The organism is Pseudomonas saxonica, from assembly GCF_007858365.1.
In the GTDB taxonomy this organism is placed as follows: Bacteria; Pseudomonadota; Gammaproteobacteria; order Pseudomonadales; family Pseudomonadaceae; genus Aquipseudomonas; species Aquipseudomonas saxonica.
Window position 1 is genome coordinate 25770 of record NZ_VFIO01000004.1, and the last position, 20910, is coordinate 46679.

The 20910-nt window shown below is 57.3% G+C and carries 23 protein-coding genes and 1 pseudogene; 13 read left to right on the forward strand and 11 right to left on the reverse strand.

Annotated features, from left to right (window positions below):
• Positions 1–5 precede the first annotated feature (5 nt).
• Complete coding sequence (locus FJD38_RS12415) at positions 6–1574, reverse strand: SulP family inorganic anion transporter (protein WP_146385554.1); 1569 nt, start codon at positions 1572–1574, stop codon at positions 6–8.
• A gap of 78 nt (positions 1575–1652) precedes the next feature.
• Between FJD38_RS12415 and FJD38_RS12420 the strand changes: the two genes are divergently transcribed.
• From FJD38_RS12420 to FJD38_RS12430, 3 genes are all read left to right on the forward strand, one after another.
• Positions 1653–1979, forward strand: a complete 327-nt coding sequence (locus FJD38_RS12420; RefSeq protein WP_122781958.1) for a DOPA 4,5-dioxygenase family protein — start codon at positions 1653–1655, stop codon at positions 1977–1979.
• Positions 1980–2290: 311 nt separating this feature from the next.
• Positions 2291–4288: a choline transporter BetT gene (gene betT, locus FJD38_RS12425; protein WP_122781961.1), complete on the forward strand. Its 1998-nt coding sequence runs from the start codon at positions 2291–2293 to the stop codon at positions 4286–4288.
• Positions 4289–4767: 479 nt separating this feature from the next.
• Positions 4768–5025 carry a hypothetical protein gene (locus FJD38_RS12430; RefSeq protein ID WP_122786301.1) on the forward strand — a complete coding sequence of 86 codons (258 nt, stop codon included), beginning with the start codon at positions 4768–4770 and terminating at the stop codon, positions 5023–5025.
• An 8-nt stretch (positions 5026–5033) separates the two neighbouring features.
• Here FJD38_RS12430 and FJD38_RS12435 read toward each other — a convergent pair whose 3' ends face one another.
• A complete protein-coding gene (locus FJD38_RS12435; protein WP_122786300.1) occupies positions 5034–5687 on the reverse strand; it encodes an HAD family hydrolase in 654 nt (217 codons plus the stop codon).
• Between the two features lie 21 nt (positions 5688–5708).
• Entirely contained in the window at positions 5709–6257 is a 549-nt protein-coding gene (locus FJD38_RS12440; protein ID WP_122786299.1) for a gamma carbonic anhydrase family protein, read from the reverse strand.
• Positions 6258–6358: 101 nt separating this feature from the next.
• Here FJD38_RS12440 and prlC point away from each other — a divergent pair, with 101 nt between their 5' ends.
• Entirely contained in the window at positions 6359–8410 is a 2052-nt protein-coding gene (prlC, locus tag FJD38_RS12445; protein WP_122786298.1) for an oligopeptidase A, read from the forward strand.
• A complete protein-coding gene (locus FJD38_RS12450) occupies positions 8407–8685 on the forward strand; it encodes a YheV family putative zinc ribbon protein (RefSeq protein ID WP_146385557.1) in 279 nt (92 codons plus the stop codon). Before prlC ends, FJD38_RS12450 begins: the two co-directional genes overlap by 4 nt.
• A 120-nt stretch (positions 8686–8805) precedes the next feature.
• Here the strand turns inward: FJD38_RS12450 and FJD38_RS12455 are convergent, their stop codons facing one another.
• From FJD38_RS12455 to oscA, 5 genes are all read right to left on the reverse strand, one after another.
• Positions 8806–9786: a sulfate/molybdate ABC transporter ATP-binding protein gene (locus FJD38_RS12455; protein ID WP_122786296.1), complete on the reverse strand. Its 981-nt coding sequence runs from the start codon at positions 9784–9786 to the stop codon at positions 8806–8808.
• A gap of 3 nt (positions 9787–9789) precedes the next feature.
• Positions 9790–10662 (reverse strand): sulfate ABC transporter permease subunit CysW, encoded by an 873-nt coding sequence (gene cysW, locus FJD38_RS12460; RefSeq protein ID WP_122786295.1) that lies wholly within the window; start codon positions 10660–10662, stop codon positions 9790–9792.
• Between the two features lie 12 nt (positions 10663–10674).
• A complete protein-coding gene (cysT, locus tag FJD38_RS12465; protein ID WP_122786294.1) occupies positions 10675–11493 on the reverse strand; it encodes a sulfate ABC transporter permease subunit CysT in 819 nt (272 codons plus the stop codon).
• 92 nt (positions 11494–11585) lie between these two features.
• The gene (locus FJD38_RS12470; protein WP_122786293.1) at positions 11586–12599 is read right to left on the reverse strand and encodes a sulfate ABC transporter substrate-binding protein; all 1014 of its coding nucleotides are present in this window, start codon (positions 12597–12599) and stop codon (positions 11586–11588) included.
• A gap of 66 nt (positions 12600–12665) precedes the next feature.
• Entirely contained in the window at positions 12666–12848 is a 183-nt protein-coding gene (gene oscA / locus FJD38_RS12475) for a sulfur starvation response protein OscA (RefSeq protein WP_048381447.1), read from the reverse strand.
• A gap of 369 nt (positions 12849–13217) precedes the next feature.
• Between oscA and FJD38_RS12480 the strand changes: the two genes are divergently transcribed.
• Both FJD38_RS12480 and FJD38_RS12485 read left to right on the forward strand, forming a co-directional pair.
• The gene (locus tag FJD38_RS12480; RefSeq protein ID WP_122786292.1) at positions 13218–13487 is read left to right on the forward strand and encodes a TIGR02647 family protein; all 270 of its coding nucleotides are present in this window, start codon (positions 13218–13220) and stop codon (positions 13485–13487) included.
• Positions 13488–13660: 173 nt separating this feature from the next.
• Positions 13661–14920 (forward strand): annotated as a pseudogene (locus FJD38_RS12485) (class I adenylate cyclase); the annotation flags it as partial.
• A gap of 64 nt (positions 14921–14984) precedes the next feature.
• On the opposite strand, the gene rnk reads toward FJD38_RS12485, so the two are convergent.
• From rnk to cyaY, 3 genes are all read right to left on the reverse strand, one after another.
• On the reverse strand, positions 14985–15398 hold the full coding sequence (gene rnk, locus FJD38_RS12490; protein WP_122786290.1) for a nucleoside diphosphate kinase regulator: 414 nt from the start codon (positions 15396–15398) through the stop codon (positions 14985–14987).
• A 170-nt stretch (positions 15399–15568) separates the two neighbouring features.
• A complete protein-coding gene (locus FJD38_RS12495; RefSeq protein ID WP_146385561.1) occupies positions 15569–15775 on the reverse strand; it encodes a DUF1289 domain-containing protein in 207 nt (68 codons plus the stop codon).
• Positions 15776–15777: 2 nt separating this feature from the next.
• On the reverse strand, positions 15778–16110 hold the full coding sequence (gene cyaY, locus FJD38_RS12500) for an iron donor protein CyaY (RefSeq protein ID WP_146385563.1): 333 nt from the start codon (positions 16108–16110) through the stop codon (positions 15778–15780).
• 203 nt (positions 16111–16313) lie between these two features.
• Between cyaY and lptM the strand changes: the two genes are divergently transcribed.
• Genes lptM through FJD38_RS12530 form a run of 6 tightly spaced genes read left to right on the forward strand, consistent with a single transcriptional unit; the run spans position 16314 to position 20879 of the window.
• Positions 16314–16469, forward strand: a complete 156-nt coding sequence (lptM, locus tag FJD38_RS12505) for an LPS translocon maturation chaperone LptM (protein WP_122786287.1) — start codon at positions 16314–16316, stop codon at positions 16467–16469.
• A gap of 12 nt (positions 16470–16481) precedes the next feature.
• Entirely contained in the window at positions 16482–17729 is a 1248-nt protein-coding gene (lysA, locus tag FJD38_RS12510; RefSeq protein WP_122786286.1) for a diaminopimelate decarboxylase, read from the forward strand.
• 4 nt (positions 17730–17733) lie between these two features.
• Positions 17734–18564, forward strand: coding sequence for a diaminopimelate epimerase (gene dapF / locus FJD38_RS12515; protein ID WP_122786285.1), 831 nt, complete (start codon positions 17734–17736; stop codon positions 18562–18564).
• A gap of 13 nt (positions 18565–18577) precedes the next feature.
• On the forward strand, positions 18578–19294 hold the full coding sequence (locus FJD38_RS12520) for a DUF484 family protein (RefSeq protein ID WP_122786284.1): 717 nt from the start codon (positions 18578–18580) through the stop codon (positions 19292–19294).
• Between the two features lie 2 nt (positions 19295–19296).
• Positions 19297–20193, forward strand: a complete 897-nt coding sequence (gene xerC, locus FJD38_RS12525) for a tyrosine recombinase XerC (RefSeq protein WP_122786283.1) — start codon at positions 19297–19299, stop codon at positions 20191–20193.
• On the forward strand, positions 20190–20879 hold the full coding sequence (locus FJD38_RS12530; RefSeq protein ID WP_146385564.1) for an HAD family hydrolase: 690 nt from the start codon (positions 20190–20192) through the stop codon (positions 20877–20879). Before xerC ends, FJD38_RS12530 begins: the two co-directional genes overlap by 4 nt.
• Positions 20880–20910: the final 31 nt, after the last annotated feature.

Genomic DNA, 20910 nt, shown 5'->3' on the forward strand with positions numbered 1-20910 from the left:
CTCCTTCAGTCTTCAAACAAAATGGGGCAGTTCGCAGCGCCTTCCAGCTTTTTCAGTTCCTCCACCACCTGCGGGCGTGCGCCTCGCAAGGTCAGGCTGCGCCCCATCTCACGCAGCCGCCTGGCCTCCTGATGGAGCATTTCAACCCCCGAATAATCGATAAAGTTGATGTGCTGCGCTTCAATCACCACCCGCTTTCCCTGCGTACGTTGCAGGCGCACTTGCAAATAATGGGCGGCACCAAAAAAAATCGAACCGCCGACTCGCAATACCTCATCATCCCCCTCCCGCCAGCGCTGAATGCGAGGCCGTGACGTGCGTTTGAGATAGAAAAACAGCGAGGCCAACACCCCGGCATAAATCGCCGTTTGCAGCTCCAGCAACAAAGTGGCCACACACGTCAGCGCCATGACCGCGAACTCGGCCCGGCTAACCCGCCACAGCGCGCGAATGCCACGGGTGTCCACCAGCCCCCAGCTGATCAACAAGATGCCGCCCGCCATGGCCGGAATCGGGATATGAGCAATCAGTTTTGCCCCGGTGACGGCAAACAAAGCCACCCACAGCGCTGAAAACACCCCGGCCAGCGGCGACCGGGCACCGGCCTCAAAGCTCAACCCTGAACGGGTAAAGGAGCCTGAAGACAGGTACCCGGAGAACAGTGCACCGACAACATTGGATAAACCCTGTGCGCGAATTTCCTGATTGGCATCGAGCATTTGTTGCGAACGCGCGGCTAACGAGCGTGCAATCGACAAGCTGGTCACCAGCCCCAGCATCCCCACCGCCACTGCACTGGGCAGCAGGCGCAGTATGGCCTCCAGATCCAGTGGCAACGGGCTGAAGGGCGGCAGGCTTGCGACAAACGACTGCACCAGCCGTACATGCCCAAACACCTGCGGCCAACACCACACCACCAGGCTGGCACTGACCAGCGCAATCATTAAGCCCGGCCAGCGCGGCAGCCAGCGCTTGAACACCACCCCCACCAGCAGTGTTGCCAGCGCCAATCCCAGCGAAGCCGAATCAAACTCGCGTATATGGGCAAGCAGTGTCATCAAGCTGTCGAGGGCGGTTGCTTTACCCGGTATGTCCAGCCCCAGCGCATTGGGTAACTGGCCCAAGGCGATCACCACGGCGGCACCCAACGTGAATCCAAGTACCACTGAGTGCGAGACAAAATTGGCCAACGCGCCAAACTTGAGCAGGCCCATCAGCCACTGAAAAATACCGGCCAAAAACGTCAGCAGCAGGATCAAGCCAATGTAATCCTGCGAGCCGGGCACCGCCATCGGGCTGACGCTGGCGAACAGCACGATCGAGATCGCCGCCGTGGGGCCGCAAATCAAATGCCACGAAGAGCCCCACAGGCAGGCAATGATCACCGGCACAATCGCCGCATACAGCCCGTATTCTGGAGGTAACCCGGCAATCAGCGCATAGGCGATAGATTGCGGCAACGCCAGAATCGCCCCGCTCAGACCTACGACCGCATCACGGCCAACGCTGGCGCGGGTTTGCTTGGGCAACCACGATAAAAATGGCAGGATGTCAGCGCGGTTGGGCCAGGCCATAAGGGTCTCGTTAAACATATTCAGGCAGAACCCTATCATGCGCCAACGCTTGTATGGGTTCACGATCCAGAGGTGAACATGCACCGAATCAAGGGTTACCACGCGCACATCTATTTCGACGCCTCCACCCTCGAACAGGCACGCGCCATGTGCGAAGAGGCCGCGCTGCTCTTTGGCGTCACCCAGGGCCGGGTCCACCAGCGCCCGGTCGGCCCGCACCCGGACTGGAGCTGCCAACTGGCCTTCGGCCCCGAATTGATCACCGTGATGTTGCCGTGGCTGGCGCTTAATCGGCATGGGCTGGTGGTGTTCCTGCACCCTGAAACCGGTCACGATCTACTCGACCACACCGACCATGCCATCTGGATGGGTGCGATTCGGCCGTTGAATCTGTCTATTTTTTAACCAGCCGCACACCCTTTCAAAATTTTTTTCGCCCGGTAAAACGCCCGTCTTTCCCTACCAACCGCAAATCTCTGATAGCCCCAGCCTATAACGGCTGAACGTTGATCATGGCCATGTGTCATACCCTCCCATGAGCTAACGTATTAGACGCGTAGCCGTGGGCAGCGATTAGTTCTAAAAAGCCATTTATGTTTAACTTGAATGCTTGTTCAAGTTAAACCGGTGGTCCGCTGCCCGCTCATAACAGGAGGCTAACCTTTGCCGAATTTGCTCTTTTTGCCCGCGTTTTACCTTTACAAGGTGCACATCCAATGAGTGCCCCAAGCACGTCTGAGACGTCTGTCATACGCATGAACCCGCCGGTGTTTTACTTTGCTGCCGCGTTCATTCTGATCTTCGGTGTGGTGGTGATCTCCATGCCCGCAGCGGCCGGTGAATGGCTGCTGGCTGCACAAAACTGGGCGGCCAATACGGTCGGCTGGTACTACATGCTAGCGATGACCCTGTATCTGATCTTCGTGGTCGTCACCGCCTTGTCCGGCTACGGCAAGATCAAGCTCGGTGCCGACCACGACGAACCTGAGTTCAGTTACCTGTCCTGGGCGGGGATGTTGTTCGCCGCCGGGATCAGCATCACGCTGTTTTTCTTCTGTGTCTCTGAACCTCTGACCCACATGCTCGCCCCGCCCCAAGGGCCAGCCGGTACGTCAGAAGCTGCACGCCAGGGCATGCAGCTTCTGTTCTTGCACTGGGGTCTGCATGGCTGGGGCGTGTTTGCCTTTGTCGGCATGGCGCTGGCGTACTTTGCCTACCGTCATAACCTGCCGTTGGCCCTGCGTTCGGCGCTGTACCCGCTGATTGGCAAACGTATCAACGGCCCCATCGGTTACGCCGTGGACGGCTTTGGCATCATCGCCACGGTGTTCGGGCTGGGCGCGGACATGGGCTTTGGGGTGTTGCACCTCAATTCTGGCCTCGACTACCTGTTTGGTATTCCGCATACCCAATGGATACAGGTCGGCTTAATCACCCTGATGATGGGCGCGGCCATTCTGGTGGCCATTGCCGGCGTCGATAAAGGCGTACGGGTGATGTCCGACATCAACATGCTGCTGGCCTGTGCGCTGCTGCTGTTTGTGTTGTTCGCAGGGCCGACCCAACATTTGCTCAACACCCTGATCCAGAACATCGGCGATTACTTGGGCGCATTGCCCGTGAAGAGTTTCGATGTGTATGCCTATAACAAACCAAGCGATTGGCTGGGCGGCTGGACGGTGTTCTATTGGGCCTGGTGGATTGCATGGTCGCCGTTTGTGGGCCTGTTTATTGCGCGTATTTCCCGTGGCCGCACCATCCGCGAGTTCGTCTTTGGCGTGTTGCTGATTCCGCTGGGCTTTACGTTGGCGTGGATGTCGATCTTCGGCAACAGTGCCATCGATCAAGTGCTCAACCACGGCATGGTTGCCTTGGGCCAGTCGGCCATTGATGACCCGTCGCGCACCCTGTACTTGCTGCTGGAAACCTATCCGTGGAGCAAAACCGTGATCGCCGTGACGGTGTTCATCAGTTTTGTGTTCTTCGTGACCTCGGCCGACTCTGGCACCGTGGTGCTGTCTACCTTGTCGGCGCGTGGCAATAATGCTGACGAAGACGGCCCGAAATGGCTGCGGGTATTCTGGGGCGCAATGACGGCGCTGGTGACCAGTGCACTGTTGTTCTCGGGCAGCATCGACGCGCTTAAGTCGGCGGTCGTGCTGACGTCGCTGCCGTTCTCGTTGATTCTTTTGCTGATGATGTGGGGGCTGCACAAAGCGTTCTACCTTGAGTCGCAGAAGAAAATCGCTCAGACGCACTCATTGGCGCCCGTGTCTCACTCGCGCCGTGGCGGCTGGCGTCAGCGCTTGAGCCAGGCCGTGCACTTCCCGTCACGTGACGAGGTGTACCGCTTTATGGACTCCACCGTGCGCCCGGCCATTGAAGAGGTGAGCGCGGTGTTCCGCGAAAAAGGCTTGAGCGTTGTCACCCAGCCGGACCCGGCCAACGACAATGTCAGTCTGGAGATTGGTCATGGCGAGGAGCACCCGTTCATCTACCAGGTACAGATGCGCGGTTACTTCACACCGTCGTTCGCACGCGGTGGCTTTGGTAAAAAAGAGCAACTGCGCAACCGCCGTTATTACCGGGCGGAAGTGCATTTGGCCGAAGGCAGTCAGGACTATGACCTGACGGGCTATACCAAAGAGCAAATCATCAACGACATCCTCGACCAGTACGAGCGGCATATGCAGTTCTTGCACTTGGTGCGTTGAGGTAACGGCTGACCCTCACCCCAACCCTCTCCCAAAGGGAGAGGGGGCTGATCGATGTGTTTTTGGATTCAGCGCATGGGCTTCAGATTGCCGACGGTTTTGGCCATTCGCCCATCGAGTCCCCTCTCCCTCTGGGAGAGCGCTAGGGTGAGGGCTGGCGACAGACCCTTCCCTGACTTGTGTGGGACACGGCTCGGCCTGTGTAGGGCCTATTGTGGCGTCAGAGGCGGCCTGCCTATAGTCCGCCGTCGCTGACAATCAGCGATCAGGCGTGCAAGCCTGCACCTACCAATTTCAACTTTCCGTCACGCTTGATAGGCTCTGCGCCTGCAACTTGCGTTATGGCAGTTGTGCGCGGGAGATCCTCGGGTCTGCCGGGTGGGTAGGTAACCGGTCTTGCACACCCGCGCACAACGGCCACCCACTTTCTGCGTGCAAGCTGATTGAAGTGGCTCCTTTTTATTATTAGGAGTTAGACCATGTCGCATTACCTTCCACAAACCGACAACCCCGCCGATTCAAACGTTTTATTGATCGATACCCGTGCCCCGCTTCACGCCCTGCTGGCGTGCGCAGAACAGCGCATTCAGGCGGCCAAGAATCTGCTGCGCTGCCTCTCACACATAAACGCTTACAGCAGCGACCCCCACGATTTGAGCGCCGTGTGCGAGGCCTCCTCACTGTTGCTGCAAGAAGGCTGCGATGTGCTGGGGGTTCTGGTCATGCGAGAAATGTAACGTCAGGCTCAAGCGGTTGCGACAAAAGCCCGGTGCATGTCTGCCAACGTCTCGAAATGATACGTGGGCGCAAACGAACTCAACTCTTCAAAGCTGCCAAAACCGTAGCCCACGGCGGCCGCGTCCATGCCGTTGTCCCGCGCACCGATCAGATCGTGCTTGCGGTCGCCGATCATCAAGGTGTGTGCCGGGTCGAGGCCTTCGAGGGTCATCAGGTGCTTGATCAGCTCCACCTTGTTGGTGCGGGTGCCGTCCAGCTCACTGCCGTAAATGACCTTGAAATGCTTGCCAAAGTCGAAATGACGGGCAATTTCACGCGCGTAAATCTGCGGCTTGGAGGTGGCAATAAACAGGTTACGACCCTGCTCATTCAACGCTTCAAGCAACGGCGTAATGCCTTCAAACACCTGATTCTCATACAGCCCGGTCACCGCGAAACGCTCGCGGTAATACCCCACCGCTTCCCACGCCTGCGCTTCAGTGAAGGCATAGAACTCCATGAAGGCTTGCAACAGCGGCGGGCCAATAAAGTGCTCCAGCCGGGTCAGATCAGGCTCTTCGATGCCCATTTTGCTCAAGGCAAACTGGATCGAACGGGTGATCCCCTCACGTGGGTCGGTGAGGGTGCCATCGAGGTCGAACAAAACGTTTTGATAGTGCATGCAGGGCTCCAAAAAATGCGTTTAAACCGGCTGGTCGTAGCCTTCGGCCAGATGCTGATCTTTGAGTTTCACGTAATTGCCCGCACTGTAGGTGAAGAAGGCCTTTTCTTTGTCGCTCAGCGCGCGCACCTGTTTGGCCGGGCTGCCCACATACAGAAACCCGCTGACCAGACGCTTGCCCGGTGGCACCAGGCTGCCCGCGCCCACGATCACGTCATCTTCAATCACCGCACCGTCCATCACAATGCTGCCCATGCCGATCAAAATACGGCTGCCGACGGTGCAGCCGTGCAACATCACTTTGTGGGCGATGGTCACGTCATCGCCGATCAATAACGGGAAACCCTCAGGATTGAAGGGCCCGGCATGGGTGATATGCAGCACACAGCCGTCTTGCACACTGGTGCGCGCCCCGATACGGATGCGGTGCATGTCGCCACGAATAACGGTCAGCGGCCAGACCGAACTGTCGCTGCCAATCTCGACGTCGCCTATCACCACGGCCGAGCGGTCAACGAAGACGCGCTCACCCAAGGCCGGTGTGTGCTGCTGAAATGGACGAATGGACACAAATAGCTTCCTTCTTTAGCCGTAATAGGGCGTTGCAATGCTGCGTGCAACGACGATTGTAATTAAGATGGCCCAATGTTTCTTCCAGCCAAGGTGCCAACGTGAGCGAGAACAACCCTCTTTTGCAGCCCTACGACCTGCCGCCGTTCTCGGCGATCCGTCCTGAGCACGTACAGCCGGCCATCGAGCAGATCCTCGCCGACAACCGCGCCGGCATTCAAAACATCCTTGCCGACCAAGGCCAAAACCCTACGTGGGCGGGTCTGGTGCTGGCCATGGACGAGCTGAACGACCGTCTGGGCGCAGCCTGGAGCCCGGTTAGCCACCTCAATGCGGTGTGCAACAGCGCAGAACTTCGTGAAGCCTATGAGGCTTGCCTGCCGGCGTTGAGCGCTTACTCCACCGAGATGGGCCAGAACCGCGCGTTGTTCCAAGCCTTTGAAGCGCTGGCCCACAGCCCGCAGGTGGCTGATTTCGATCAGGCCCAACTGACCATCCTTGAGCACTCGCTGCGTGACTTCCGCCTGTCGGGCATTGACCTGCCTGAGGCCGAGCAAAAGCGTTACGCCCAGGTGCAGAGCAAACTGTCCGAACTGGGCAGCAAGTTTTCCAACCAACTGTTGGACGCCACTCAAGCCTGGACCAAGCACATCACGGATGAAGCCGCGCTGGCGGGCCTGACCGATTCGGCCAAGGCACAAATGGCTGCGGCAGCTCAAGCCAAAGGTCTGGATGGCTGGCTGATCACCCTCGAATTCCCAAGCTACTACCCGGTCATGACGTACGCCGAAGACCGCGCCCTGCGCGAAGAAGTCTACGCTGCGTACTGCACCCGTGCGTCGGACCAAGGCCCGAATGCGGGCACGTTCGACAATGGCCCGGTCATGGAAGAAATTCTCGACCTGCGTCAGGAACTGGCAAAACTGCTTGGCTTCGGCAGTTTTGCTGAATTGAGTCTGGCCACCAAAATGGCCGAGACGCCGGATCAGGTACTGACCTTCCTGCGCGACCTCGCCAAGAAGAGCAAGCCCTTCGCTGCCCGCGACCTTGAACAGTTACAAGCCTACGCCACCGAACAGGGTTGCCCGGAGCTGAAAAGCTGGGACGTTGGCTTCTATGGCGAGAAGTTGCGCGAGCAGCGTTACAGCGTGTCGCAAGAAACCTTGCGCGCCTACTTCCCGATCGACAAGGTACTGAGCGGCCTGTTTGACATCGTGCATACGCTGTACGGCATCGACATCGTTGAACTCAAGGGCTTTGACAGCTGGCATCCGGACGTTCGCCTCTTCGAAATAAAGGAAAACGGCCAGCACATCGGGCGTTTCTTCTTTGACCTGTATGCCCGCGCCAACAAACGTGGCGGCGCATGGATGGACGGCGCCCGCGACCGCCGTCGCACCGTGGCGGGTGTGTTGCAGAGCCCGGTGGCCAACCTGGTGTGCAACTTCACCCCGGCTGTTGCAGGCAAGCCTGCGCTGCTGACCCACGATGAAGTGACCACCTTGTTCCACGAGTTTGGTCATGGCCTGCACCACATGCTGACCGAAATCGAACACGCGGGCGTGTCGGGTATCAACGGCGTGGCCTGGGATGCGGTCGAGTTGCCAAGCCAGTTCATGGAAAACTGGTGCTGGGAGCCTGAAGGCCTGGCGTTGATCTCCAGCCATTACGAAACCGGCGAAGCACTGCCTAAAGACTTGCTGGACAAGATGCTGGCCGCCAAAAACTTCCAGTCCGGGCTGATGATGGTTCGCCAGCTGGAATTTTCGCTGTTCGACTTCGAACTGCACGCCACCCACGGTGACGGTCGCAGCGTGGCCCAGGTGCTCGATGGCATCCGCGACGAAGTGTCGGTGATGCGTCCGCCAGCCTATAACCGCTTCCCGAACAGCTTTGCGCACATTTTCGCGGGTGGCTACGCGGCGGGTTACTACAGCTACAAGTGGGCTGAAGTGCTGTCGGCGGATGCGTTTTCGCGCTTTGAAGAAGAAGGTGTGTTCAACCCGCACACGGGCAAGGCTTTCCGCCAGGCCATTCTGGCCCGTGGTGGCTCGAAAGCACCGATGGAACTGTTCAAGGACTTCCGTGGGCGTGAGCCGTCGATTGACGCACTGTTGCGCCACAGCGGCCTGACCGAGGACGCCGCGGTATGAGTGAGGCCCCTGTGCACGTGACTAAAAAGCGCTTTATCGCCGGGGCTGTTTGCCCGGCGTGCAGCGAGCCTGACAAGTTGATGATGTGGAACGAAGACGACGTACCGCACCGCGAATGCGTGGCCTGCGGTTATTCGGATACGTTGAATGAGCAGGGTTTGTCGGTGCCCAAGGAATTGGGTACGCGGGTGAACGTATCGGCATTGAAAAAAACGCCGGACCCGAAGGTGCAAGCAGTGCAGTTTTTTCCGAATCCGAAGCTGAAAAAGCCTTAAACGTTAAAAGCCCCTCACCCTAGCCCTCTCCCGGAGGGAGAGGGGACTAAAGGCAAAAAGCAGATTTGCGCAGCACCCCCTATCAGCTCCCTCTCCCTTTGGGAGAGGGTGCTTTTGCTCTTAAGCCTTCTGCCATACCTTTGGCTTGAAGAACAATGTCTCGCCCCGCGTCAGATCGGTCAGGCTGTCATGGTCTTTGACCACTTCCACTTCGATCAGCTCGCTCTGCCCTTCTACCTTCAATGTCACCCGGGTGGTCGCACCCAATGGGCGAATGTCACGCACCTGCGCAGCATGGTGGTCTTCGAGCTCGTGACGCGACAACGACACTTCGTGCGGACGGAACAGCACATGCTGATCCTCACCAATGTGCAGGCGGTTGGAATCACCCAAAAAGTGATACACAAAGTCGCTGGCCGGGTGTTCGTACACCTCGCCCGGTGAGCCGATCTGTTCGATCACGCCTTTGTTCATGACCACGATACGGTCCGCGACTTCCATCGCCTCTTCCTGATCGTGGGTCACGAAGACGGAGGTCAGGTTGATGTCTTCGTGCAAGCGCGCCAACCAGCGACGCAGTTCTTTACGCACCTTGGCATCCAGGGCGCCAAACGGTTCGTCCAGCAGCAAGACCTTGGGCTCGACGGCCAACGCACGGGCCAGGGCAATACGCTGGCGTTGACCGCCAGAAAGCTGCTCGGGATAGCGATCCGACAACCAGTCCAGTTGCACCATGTTGAGCAACTCGTGGACCTTTTCGGCAATGCGGGTTTCGCTCGGACGCTCTTTTTTCGGCTTCATGCGCAAGCCAAACGCCACGTTGTCAAACACCGTCATATGACGGAACAAGGCGTAATGCTGGAAGACAAAACCGACGTTACGATCACGTACGTCGTGACCCGAGACGTCTTCACCGTGGAACACAATGTTGCCTTCGTCCGGGGTTTCGAGACCGGCGATGATGCGCAACAAGGTGGTCTTGCCGCAGCCCGAAGGGCCGAGCAGCGCCACCAGTTCACCACTGCGGATATCTAAATTGATGCTGTTCAGGGCCTTGAAGGCGTTGAAGTTCTTGCTGACGTTACGGACTTCGATCGACATGGTTTATTCCTCCGCGGCGCTGGCGCGCAGGCGGTTAATACGGGATTCGCTCCACTGCTTGAGCAGCAGGATGAAGAGCGCCAGGATCAGCAACAGAGTGGCCACGGCGAAGGCGGCAACGTGGTTGTATTCGTTGTAGAGGATTTCGACGTGCAGCGGCAGGGTGTTGGTCACCCCGCGAATGTGCCCGGAAACCACCGATACCGCACCGAATTCACCCATCGCCCGCGCTGTACACAGCACCACGCCGTAGATAAGACCCCATTTGATATTGGGCACCGTGACGTGCCAGAACATCTGCCAGCCATTAGCGCCCAGCAGGCGTGCAGCTTCTTCTTCCTGGGTGCCCTGTTCCTGCATGAGCGGGATCAGTTCACGCGCCACAAAGGGCACGGTGACGAAGATGGTGGCCAGCACAATACCCGGCAGGGCGAACACGATCTGGATGTCATGGTCTTGCAGCCAAGGCCCCAAGAAGCCCTGCGCGCCGAACATCAGCACGTAGACCAGACCGGCAATCACGGGCGAGACCGAAAACGGCAGGTCGATCAGGGTCACCAGGATGCTTTTGCCGCGAAAGCTGTACTTGCTCACGCACCAGGCAGCGCTGACGCCGAACACCACGTTCAGCGGCACCGAAATCACCACGGCGATGATGGTCAGCTTCAGGGCCGACAAGGCATCCGGCTCCAGAATCGCGTCGAAGAAAGCACCAAGGCCGAGCTTAAGCCCCTGGGACACGACGATCAGCAGCGGTAACAGCAGGAAGACAATGAAGAACAACCAGCCAAAGCCGATCAGCAAGCGTCGCGACAGCGGGCTGCCCCGGCGGGCGGCGTTGGCCACGGATGAGGCACTCAGTGTTGAATTGGACATGTCAGGCCTCCTTCACGGCTTTTCGATGCGTCGCTGAATCAAGTTGATGATCAGCAGCAAAATGAAGGAAACCACCAGCATCATCACGCCAATGGCGGTGGCGCCGGTGTAGTCGTATTGGTCCAGCTTGACCATGATCAACAGCGGCAAGATTTCGGTTTTGAACGGCATGTTGCCGGCGATAAATATCACCGAGCCGTATTCACCGACACCCCGAGCAAAGGCCAATGCAAAACCGGTTAACCACGCCGGCAACAAGGCAGGTACCAGAATGTAGCGGAAAACCTGTAAAGGATTGGCGCCCAGGCATGCAGCGGCTTCTTCGATTTCACGCGGAATATCCGCCAGCACCGGCTGCACCGTACGCACCACAAACGGCAAAGTGACGAAGGTCAGTGCCAGCGTAATACCCATAGGGGTGTAGGCTATTTTAAAGCCCAGATCAGCCGCGAACTGGCCGATCCAGCCGTTAGGGGCATACAACGCGGTGAGCGCGATACCGGCGACGGCGGTCGGCAATGCAAACGGCAGGTCGATCATGGCGTCGATGACCTTGCGGCCGGGAAAGGTGTAACGCACCAGCACCCAAGCCAGTACCGTACCGATGACGCCATTGATCAGGGCGGCGACAAAGGCGGTGCCAAAGCTCAATTGCAACGCCGCTAACACTCTGGGAGCGGTAATGATTGCCCAAAACTGTTCCCAGGTCAGTTGCGCGGCATGCACAAACATCGCGGCCAATGGAATAAGCACAATCAGGCTGAGGTACACCAAGGTGTAGCCCAGCGTCAGCCCGAAGCCGGGTATGACGGGGGAAATACGACGTGACATAGAAATCCTTGGTTAACGCACGAAGCCCGCAACGGAGTCGCGGGCTTTATGTTCTAGCTTTCAGCGAGGCTCAACACCCCCCGCTCCACAGGTTATTGCGGCTTGTAAATCTGGTCGAACACGCCACCGTCATTGAAAAATTTGGGTTGCGCAGTTTTCCAGCCACCGAAGTCTTTGTCGATAGTCACAAGGTCCAGCTTCGGAAATTGCTGTGCATATTGGGCCGCCACTTTTTCGTCACGCGGGCGATAGAAGTTCTTTGCCGCGATCTCCTGACCGGCCGGGCTGTACAGATGCTCGAGGTACGCTTTGGCGATTTCGGCATTGCCTTTTTTGTCGGCGTTTTTGTCAACGACGGCCACGGGAGGCTCTGCCAAAATCGACAATGAAGGGACGACGATGTCGAATTTGTCGGCGCCGCCGTCTTCTTTCAATGCCAGGAACGCTTCGTTTTCCCACGCCAGCAACACGTCACCCTGACCGTTGTTGACGAAGGTGATCGTTGAGCCGCGAGCGCCGGTGTCCAGCACAGGAACGTGTTTGAACAGTTGGCTGACGTATTCTTTTGCTTTGGCTTCATCACCGCCGTTGGCTTTCAGACCGTAGGCGTAAGCCGCAAGGAAGTTCCAGCGAGCGCCGCCGCTGGTTTTAGGGTTCGGGGTAATGACCGACACGCCATCTTTGATCAGATCACCCCAATCCTTGATGCCTTTAGGGTTGCCCTTGCGCACCAGAAATACGATGGTCGAGGTGTACGGAGTGCTGGCATCCGGCAGGCGGGTTTGCCAGTTTTCTGGCAGCGAACCTTTGTTCAGCTTGCTGATTTCGTCAATGTCACCGGCCAGCGCCAAGGTCACTACGTCGGCACGCAAACCGTCAATCACGCCGCGGGCCTGCTTCCCCGAACCGCCGTGCGATTGCTGAATTTTCACCGTATCGCCGGGATGGTTTTGCTTCCAGAACGTGCTGAACTCAGCGTTGTAATCCTGGTACAACTCACGAGTCGGGTCGTAAGAAACGTTCAACAACTCGTAATCTTTGGCCACAGCGGAGCCGGCAAAAATGGCACTGGCCAGCGCGGCCAAAGCGTAACGGCGTAGGGACATAGGTGAGGCTCCAAAGCACTTTTTAGTTTTTATCAAGCGCACTCAGGTGAATGCGCTTAGGACATGTCAGGTGTTTTTTTGGCCAGGGTTTTGTAAACGGAATTTTTCTTTGCGTTCGATCTGAACCACTTGTGCGTTGTGCACGGTGATTTCCACAGCGCCAAAACGCAGATCTCGCAGCGCACTCTGGATTTCCCGCAGAATGGTGGCTTCGTCCTGACCGTCAACGCTACGCAGAGATGCGCTCATGGTGCTGCTCCTGAAATAAAATGCCGAGGGAATGCTGGCTTGGGAGCAATAGTAGTGAGACGGGATTATTCTTAAAAATACTATTTAAGAATGTTTATATAACTGAAATGACATTTGACGTTGAACACCCTTGCTGCCGCTGGCGCAGGCTGCGCTGTGTCGGCTAAATCAGAGGCTTTGCGCACCTTATTACAAGCTTGTGCAGCGACTTCGCAGGTTCGCAGGCGTTATTCAAGACAGTGACTACACTCCAACTGCCTCGCGTGCGCGGGGCAGGCACGACAGGATGCTTTATCTCGCTGGACAGTCAGCGCAAGTGGGATCACCTTAGAGCCACTGTCGTCTTTTCCTGCAAAGCCTGGAGTCTTTATGTCGTTCACCCCTGAGATGGTTGCCGAAATGAAAGTCCTTGCCCTGTTTGACCTGAACAGCACACAGGAGGGCCTTAAAGTCCATCACACCGCCGATCCTGCACTGATTGAAGCCGCAAAGCGTTTGTATGATAAAGATCTGATTACTCAGACAGATGGCGGCTACCTGACCAGCTTGGGTCGTGATTCGGTTGAAAACGTGAAAACACTGCTCTCAATTCTCACCACAGAGACTTTCGTTAAAGTGCCCCTGAAAGAACTTGCCTAAGGGCACGCCATGCCCACGGGATCCAGACACTCAACGATTCCGCGGGCACGCTTTTGGTGCAAGCAAATTTCTGACGCCAAAAAACACATCCACCTAAGCCTTTTGCATCACGAACTGTAAACTTCTGTTACGTTTCCTTTCTTCCTGACGTGGCAAGCTTGTTTGTGTTTGAGATGACACACCTACTTGAAAAACGCCCAACGTTAAAGAGCGCCCGCGACGGGCAGTCTCTTGCGTACATACGTGAGCGTTTTTTGAGGGTCAATCAAGGACGAATAGCTCGGGCAATGGAAAGCCTGACGCCCAATCAGCAAACCTTCCTTCGCCTGCTGGCATTGTTCTTCCATGTAAACCACCCATCACTGCCAGGTTATGTGTCGGACTGCACCCCTGCCGGGGTATCCGGTTATGAACCCGATGGGTCAGTCATCGCCACAGCTAAACATGTGGCCCGTGAATTTACTTACGCGTCGAGCCCCGAGCGGCGACAGCCCATCCACAGTGTCTTTTTGATGGGCAGCCTCGGCACTCTGGCTCAGACCGATCAAAGCGATATGGACGTGTGGGTTTGTCATAGCCCGCAGTTAACGCAGGCCGAGCGACAAGCCTTGCGGGATAAATGCCGGCGGCTGGAAGTGTGGGCGGCGAGTCAAGGCTTCGAAGCGCATTGCTTTTTAATTGATACGCAGCGCTTCGCTCAGGGCGAGCATGAGGTTCAACTGTGCACCGAAGATGGCGGTAAGACCCAACACCATTTGCTGCTTGATGAGTTTTATCGCACCGCCATCTGGCTTGCAGGGCGCACACCCTTGTGGTGGTACGTGCCTGTGTGCGAAGAATCTCGATACGCTGAATTCACCCATGCCACAGATGACCAGCATGTGATTGGCAGCGATGACCTCATGGATCTTGGTCATCTGGCGCGCATACCCTCAAGCGAGTTTTTGGGGGCCGGGTTATGGCAATTATTCAAAGGCATTGAATCACCCCACAAATCATTGCTCAAAATGTTGCTGATTGAGGTGTACGCCAGTGAGCATCCGCACGTGAGCTGCTTGAGCCTGGACTTCAAGCAGGCGATATACGCCAATCATCTGAACCTCGATGAGCTGGACCCTTACGTGATGGTGTACCGACGTATTGAGCGGTATCTCAAGGCAGTGGGCGAAATGCCGCGCCTGGAGCGGGTACGCCGCAGCTTGTACCTGAAGGTCAATTGCACGCTGACAGGGCCAGCAGCCCGACGTGGCAGGCCTTGGCAGCGTCAATTGCTGGCACGACTGACCGCCGAATGGGGCTGGGACGAAAGCCTGCTGACTTCGCTCGACAATTGCTCACAGTGGAAGGCCGAAGAGGCCCGTCAGGAGCGTCTGGCGGTGGCCCGCGAACTCAGCCTCAGTTATCGTTTTTTGAGGCAACTTGCCCGCAATAACTCCCGAAACCCAGGCTTTCGGGTAGCGCCGCGAAACTGAGCGCTACCGTCGATAAAGGGCAGGGTTAGAGGTCGAAGTCGCCAGCGGCTTCAGGCTGATATTCAACTTCGAGCAGCTTCAGCTTAAGGGTTTTGCCACCCGGCGCAGGCCAGTTGATGTGCTGAGCCGTCTGCAAGCCCAGCAACGCGCTACCGACAGGCGCAAGAATGGAGATTTTGCCTTCGTCGGCGTTGGCATCTTTCGGATAAACCAGGGTCAGGTGATAGTCCTTGCCGCTGATTTCTTCGCGACAGTGCACGCGAGAGTTCATGGTTACAACGCCTGCTGGCACTTCTTCATGGCCAACCACGGTTTCTGCCCGGTCCAGTTCAGCTTGAAGGGCAACCACTCCCGGCAACGTGTCGTCCAGGCTGTCGATCAGTTTCTCCAGACGCTGAACGTCCAGGCGAGTGAGGATGATTTGAGGTTCTGTACCCATGACCTGGCAGACTCCTTTTTTCTGCACGAAAAAGCAAAACCCCGCCGGGAAATGGCGGGGTTTTGACCAACCTCGGTAGTGCGAGGCGAACCCGGACACTACCACAGCACAATAAATACACAAGCCGTGCAAGGACTCTGTAAACGCTGCCGAAGGCGGCGATTGGAGACTTAGCCCTTTCGTTGCCGGGCCTGCTCACAAATCATCCGCCGACGCTGGTCGTCTGCCGAGCGCCACTCGCGGATGTCTTCGACATGCCGAAAGCAGCCCAGACAGACTTTGTGCTCATCCAGCCGGCACGTGCTGATGCAGGGTGAAGCCACGGCCGGGCTGACGTTGCTGTAGAGCGGTTTTGCGGGTTTAGCAGGAGCAGTCACTATTAAATCTCTTCAAAGTCCAGCTCAGCGCCGGAATGATCCTTTGTCAGGTGCAATACCATTTCGCTGAGCAGTTCGTCGCTTTTATCGCATTTCCATGCACTGAGTTTTTCATCGTAGTCAAAGTGAAAACCGCCACCTGGTGCAGCGAGCCAGAGCTGGAGCAAAGGCTCCTGGCGGCTGAAAATCAGCGATTTACCATTCTCGAACGTGACCGTCAGAACGCCGGCCGAGTTCTCAAGGTCTACATCCAGACCACTATCGTCAAAAATGTCTTCCAGTACTTGCTGGGTTGCATCGACCAGATCGTGAAAACGGGCTTCAGTCAAACTCATGGTGGAACCTCGTAATATCTAGTCATGCTCGGAACTCGCAAGATACGGGCGCTCCAGAGCGATTGCAAACCCTAAGACGACGCGTCTCGACGCAATACTGATTATCCAGACAGGCCGTTTTGCGCGAGCCGTCTACTGCATAGGCAAGCTGCTGGGTGCTCGGTATACTCGGGCGCAATTAATGCTTTTCAAAGGATTTCGCCATGAAGCGCCTGATCTCTTCTATTGCTGCGCTCGTCGCGGTTGCCTGCCTTGTTTCTGCCTGTGGTCAAAAAGGTCCGCTGTATCTGCCCGATGACAGTAAATCTCCCGATGAGCAAGCGAAGTCGTCGCAATCGCAAGCGCACAAGCACCAATAATAAGGGAGCACCATGGACGCTTTTAACTACCGGGATGGTGAACTGTTCGCCGAAGGTGTCGCGCTGACGGCTATCGCCGAGCGTTTTGGCACGCCGACTTACGTTTACTCCCGTGCGCACATCGAGGCGCAATACAACGCTTACGCTCACGCGCTGAACGGCATGCCGCACCTGGTGTGTTTCGCTGTCAAAGCCAACTCCAACCTGGCAGTCCTCAATGTCCTGGCGCGCTTGGGCGCCGGTTTTGACATTGTCTCCCGTGGCGAGCTGGAACGTGTTCTGGCCGCTGGCGGCTCGGCAGACAAAATCGTGTTTTCCGGTGTTGGCAAGACCCGCGACGATATGCGCCGTGCGCTGGAAGTGGGTGTGCATTGCTTCAACGTTGAATCCACCGACGAGCTGGAGCGCCTGCAAGTGGTGGCCGCCGAGCTGGGTGTTCGCGCGCCGATTTCGCTGCGAGTCAATCCGGACGTTGATGCGGGCACTCACCCGTACATTTCCACCGGTCTTAAAGAAAACAAATTCGGTATCGCCATCGCGGATGCCGAGGATGTGTACATACGTGCGGCCCAGTTGCCGAACCTCGAAGTGGTAGGCGTGGATTGCCATATCGGTTCGCAACTGACCACGCTTGAGCCGTTTATCGACGCACTGGACCGCCTTCTGGCGCTGGTCGACCGACTGGGCGATTGCGGCATCTACCTGCGCCACATCGACCTTGGTGGTGGCCTGGGTGTGCGTTATCGCGATGAAGAGCCGCCACTGGCGGGTGACTACATCAAAGCGGTACGTGAGCGTATCGACGGCCGCGATCTGGCGCTGGTGTTTGAGCCGGGTCGGTTTATCGTGGCCAATGCCGGCGTGCTGCTGACGCAGGTCGAGTACCTCAAGCACACCGAGCACAAAGACTTCGCCATTGTCGATGCCGCCATGAACGACTTGATTCGCCCGGCGCTGTATCAGGCCTGGATGGATGTGACTGCAGTACGCCCACGCGACACTGAAGCCCGTGCTTATGACATCGTTGGGCCGATCTGTGAAACCGGCGACTTCCTGGCCAAAGACCGCCAGTTGGCACTGGCTGAAGGCGATTTGTTGGCCGTGCATTCGGCCGGTGCCTACGGTTTTGTGATGAGTTCGAACTACAACACCCGTGGTCGCGCCGCAGAAGTGCTGGTGGATGGCGATCAAGCGTTTGAAGTTCGCCGTCGCGAGACTGTCGCTGAGTTGTTTGCTGGCGAAAGCCTGCTGCCGGAGTAATCCCATGTTGCTGCGTTTTACTAAAATGCATGGCCTGGGCAATGACTTCATGGTGCTCGACCTGGTCAGCCAGCACGCGCACATCCTGCCCAAACACGCGAAGCAATGGGGTGACCGCCATACGGGTGTCGGCTTTGATCAGCTGTTGCTGGTTGAAGCGCCCAGTAACCCGGAAGTGGATTTCCGTTATCGGATCTTTAACTCCGATGGCTCGGAAGTGGAGCAATGCGGCAATGGGGCGCGCTGCTTTGCGCGCTTTGTACTCGACAAGCGATTGACCACCAAGCGTCAGATCAAGGTTGAAACCAAAAGCGGCATCATTGAGCTGAACATTCGCAGCGATGGGCAAATCAGTGTCGATATGGGCCCACCTCGCTTGCTCCCGCAAGACATCCCGTTTGTAGCCGACGCTCAAGCGTTGAGCTATGAGCTGGATGTGGACGGGCAGAAGGTTGAGTTGGCAGCCGTTTCAATGGGTAACCCACACGCAGTCCTGCGTGTGGATGACATCAATAACGCGCCAGTGCATGAGTTGGGGCCAAAGATCGAGCATCACCCGCGCTTTCCGGCCCGGGTCAATGTCGGTTTTCTGCACGTGGTTGATCGCCAGCGCGGGCAATTGCGGGTATGGGAGCGCGGTGCCGGGGAAACTCAGGCATGCGGTACAGGCGCCTGTGCGGCGGCAGTGGCAGCCATCAGCCAAGGCTGGATGGACTCACCCTTGATCCTCGACTTGCCAGGCGGGCGATTGTCGATTGAATGGGCCGGCCCGGGCCATTCGGTGATCATGACCGGCCCTGCCATGCGCGTTTACGAAGGACAAGTCCGTTTATGAGCGAGCGCACACAATGACCGATCAGCCACCGTCTTCAGACCTCGAACTTACTGAGCAAAGCCCCGAAGCTGTCGCGGTGGTCGCCTACCTGGAGGCCCATCCCGACTTCTTCAGCCAGCACGACGAACTGCTGCTGTCGTTGCGCATACCTCATCAGCGTGGCGATACCATTTCGTTGGTAGAGCGCCAGCTGGAATTGTTGCGGGGCCGTAATATCGAAATGCGTCATCGTTTGTCGCAACTGATGGACGTGGCACGCGATAACGACCGCCTGTTCGAAAAAACCCGTCGCCTGAACCTGGCCTTGATGGACGCCACCAGCCTTGAAGAATTGGTGATCGCCGTCGAAGACAGCTTGCGACAGGACTTTAAGGTGCCGTTCGTTAGCTTGGTGCTGTTTGGCGACAATCCAATGCCTGTTGGCCGTTGGGTCAGCAGTGCAGAAGCTCAGCGCGCCCTGGGCGGTTTGCTGGCAGAAGGCAAAGCGGTGAGTGGCAGTTTGCGCGAGCATGAGCTGGACTTTTTGTTCGGCGAAAGTCAGCGCAAGGAAATCGGCTCCACCGCTGTGGTTGCGCTCAATCATCTGGGCTTGCACGGCGTACTGGCGGTGGCCAGTCGCGACCCGCAGCATTACAAAAGCTCGGTGGGTATGTTGTTTCTGAATCACATCGCCGAAGTCTTGGGGCGTGTGTTGCCGCGCTTTACCCACGCACTGCGTTCGGTACGTTAGTTGTGGAACGGCAACTGGACGCTTACTGCACTCACTTGCGCAGTGAGCGCCAAGTGTCGCCCCACACGCTGCAAGCCTATCGCCGCGACCTGAATAAGGTTCTGGCGTTTTGCGACAAAGCGTCCATCGCCAGTTGGGCCGCTCTGGATATACAACGCCTGCGCCAGCTTGTGTCGCGCTTGCACCAGCAAGGTCAATCATCACGCAGCATTGCGCGGCTGTTATCAGCCGTTCGCGGGCTTTACCACTACCTGAACCGTGAAGGCCTGTGCGACCACGACCCGGCCAATGGTCTTGCGCCGCCAAAGGGTGAACGTCGCCTGCCCAAAACCCTTGATACCGATAGAGCCCTTCAGTTACTGGAAGGAGCCGTTGAAGAGGACTTTCTGGCGCAGCGCGATCAAGCCATTCTGGAGCTGTTTTATTCCTCGGGCTTGCGCCTGTCAGAGCTGACCGGGCTCAATCTGGAGCAACTGGACTTGGCCGATGGCCTGATTCAGGTGCTCGGCAAAGGCAGCAAAACCCGCGTGTTGCCCGTGGGCAGAAAAGCGCGTGAGGCCTTACAGGCGTGGTTGCCCCTGCGCGCACTGGCTAACCCGCAGGATGATGCCGTTTTTATCAGCCAGCGGGGCCAACGCCTGGGTCCCAGGGCAATTCAGCTACGGGTCAAAGCAGCAGGCGAGCGCGAGCTCGGTCAGAATCTGCATCCACACATGCTTCGCCACTCGTTTGCCAGCCACTTGCTGGAGTCTTCGCAGGACTTGCGTGCGGTGCAAGAGTTGCTGGGTCATGCCGACATCAAAACCACTCAAATCTATACCCACCTGGATTTCCAGCATCTGGCATCGGTTTATGACAGCGCCCACCCACGGGCCAAACGCAGCAAGGACAGTGAATGACGATTGAGCTGATTACCTTCGACCTCGACGACACACTGTGGGACACCGCCCCTGTGATCGTGCATGCAGAAACTCAATTGCGTGACTGGCTGTTGACTCATGCACCAAAAGCGGGCGCTCTTGATGTTGCCGACTTTCAAGCACTTCGCCTGCGGGTTTTAACGGAGCAACCACAGCTTAAGCACCGAATCAGTGCACTGCGTCGTCGCGTGTTGTTTCACGCGCTTCAAGACACGGGTTACGCCAATGCTCAGCAACTGGCTGATGAAGCGTTCGACGTATTTATCGAAGCTCGGCATGCACTAGAGGTTTTCGAGCAGGCGGAGCCGACGCTGGAGGCACTGGCCCGGGAATACGCGCTAGGCGTGGTGACCAATGGCAACGCTGATGTGCGGCGCATCGGGCTGGGGCATCATTTCAAATTCGTGCTGTGCGCCGAAGACATCGGAATCGCCAAGCCAGATGCACGGCTGTTTCACGAGGCATTGTTGCGGGGTGCCGTGACGGCAGGCGCAGCGGTGCATGTGGGCGATCATCCGGGTGATGATATTGCCGGTGCACAGCAAGCCGGTTTGCGGGCGGTGTGGTTCAACCCTGGCGGCAAGCACTGGAACGGCGACAAGGCTCCTGATGCCGAGATCGGGTGTTTGAGTGAGTTGCCGACGGTACTTAAGCAATTCAAATAACCACTTTTCGAACCCCACAAAAAAAACCCGC

Excerpts from the sequence above, each read along its gene's own strand:
- FJD38_RS12415 (WP_146385554.1), bottom strand. The coding sequence starts at position 1,574 with ATGGCCTGGCCCAACCGCGCTGACATCCTGCCATTTTTATCGTGGTTG.
- FJD38_RS12420 (WP_122781958.1), top strand. The coding sequence starts at position 1,653 with ATGCACCGAATCAAGGGTTACCACGCGCACATCTATTTCGACGCCTCC.
- betT (WP_122781961.1), top strand. The coding sequence starts at position 2,291 with ATGAGTGCCCCAAGCACGTCTGAGACGTCTGTCATACGCATGAACCCG.
- FJD38_RS12430 (WP_122786301.1), top strand. The coding sequence starts at position 4,768 with ATGTCGCATTACCTTCCACAAACCGACAACCCCGCCGATTCAAACGTT.
- FJD38_RS12435 (WP_122786300.1), bottom strand. The coding sequence starts at position 5,687 with ATGCACTATCAAAACGTTTTGTTCGACCTCGATGGCACCCTCACCGAC.
- FJD38_RS12450 (WP_146385557.1), top strand. The coding sequence starts at position 8,407 with ATGAGTGAGGCCCCTGTGCACGTGACTAAAAAGCGCTTTATCGCCGGG.
- FJD38_RS12455 (WP_122786296.1), bottom strand. The coding sequence starts at position 9,786 with ATGTCGATCGAAGTCCGTAACGTCAGCAAGAACTTCAACGCCTTCAAG.
- cysW (WP_122786295.1), bottom strand. The coding sequence starts at position 10,662 with ATGTCCAATTCAACACTGAGTGCCTCATCCGTGGCCAACGCCGCCCGC.
- cysT (WP_122786294.1), bottom strand. The coding sequence starts at position 11,493 with ATGTCACGTCGTATTTCCCCCGTCATACCCGGCTTCGGGCTGACGCTG.
- FJD38_RS12470 (WP_122786293.1), bottom strand. The coding sequence starts at position 12,599 with ATGTCCCTACGCCGTTACGCTTTGGCCGCGCTGGCCAGTGCCATTTTT.
- oscA (WP_048381447.1), bottom strand. The coding sequence starts at position 12,848 with ATGAGCGCATCTCTGCGTAGCGTTGACGGTCAGGACGAAGCCACCATT.
- FJD38_RS12480 (WP_122786292.1), top strand. The coding sequence starts at position 13,218 with ATGTCGTTCACCCCTGAGATGGTTGCCGAAATGAAAGTCCTTGCCCTG.
- rnk (WP_122786290.1), bottom strand. The coding sequence starts at position 15,398 with ATGGGTACAGAACCTCAAATCATCCTCACTCGCCTGGACGTTCAGCGT.
- cyaY (WP_146385563.1), bottom strand. The coding sequence starts at position 16,110 with ATGAGTTTGACTGAAGCCCGTTTTCACGATCTGGTCGATGCAACCCAG.
- lptM (WP_122786287.1), top strand. The coding sequence starts at position 16,314 with ATGAAGCGCCTGATCTCTTCTATTGCTGCGCTCGTCGCGGTTGCCTGC.
- lysA (WP_122786286.1), top strand. The coding sequence starts at position 16,482 with ATGGACGCTTTTAACTACCGGGATGGTGAACTGTTCGCCGAAGGTGTC.
- dapF (WP_122786285.1), top strand. The coding sequence starts at position 17,734 with ATGTTGCTGCGTTTTACTAAAATGCATGGCCTGGGCAATGACTTCATG.
- FJD38_RS12520 (WP_122786284.1), top strand. The coding sequence starts at position 18,578 with ATGACCGATCAGCCACCGTCTTCAGACCTCGAACTTACTGAGCAAAGC.
- FJD38_RS12530 (WP_146385564.1), top strand. The coding sequence starts at position 20,190 with ATGACGATTGAGCTGATTACCTTCGACCTCGACGACACACTGTGGGAC.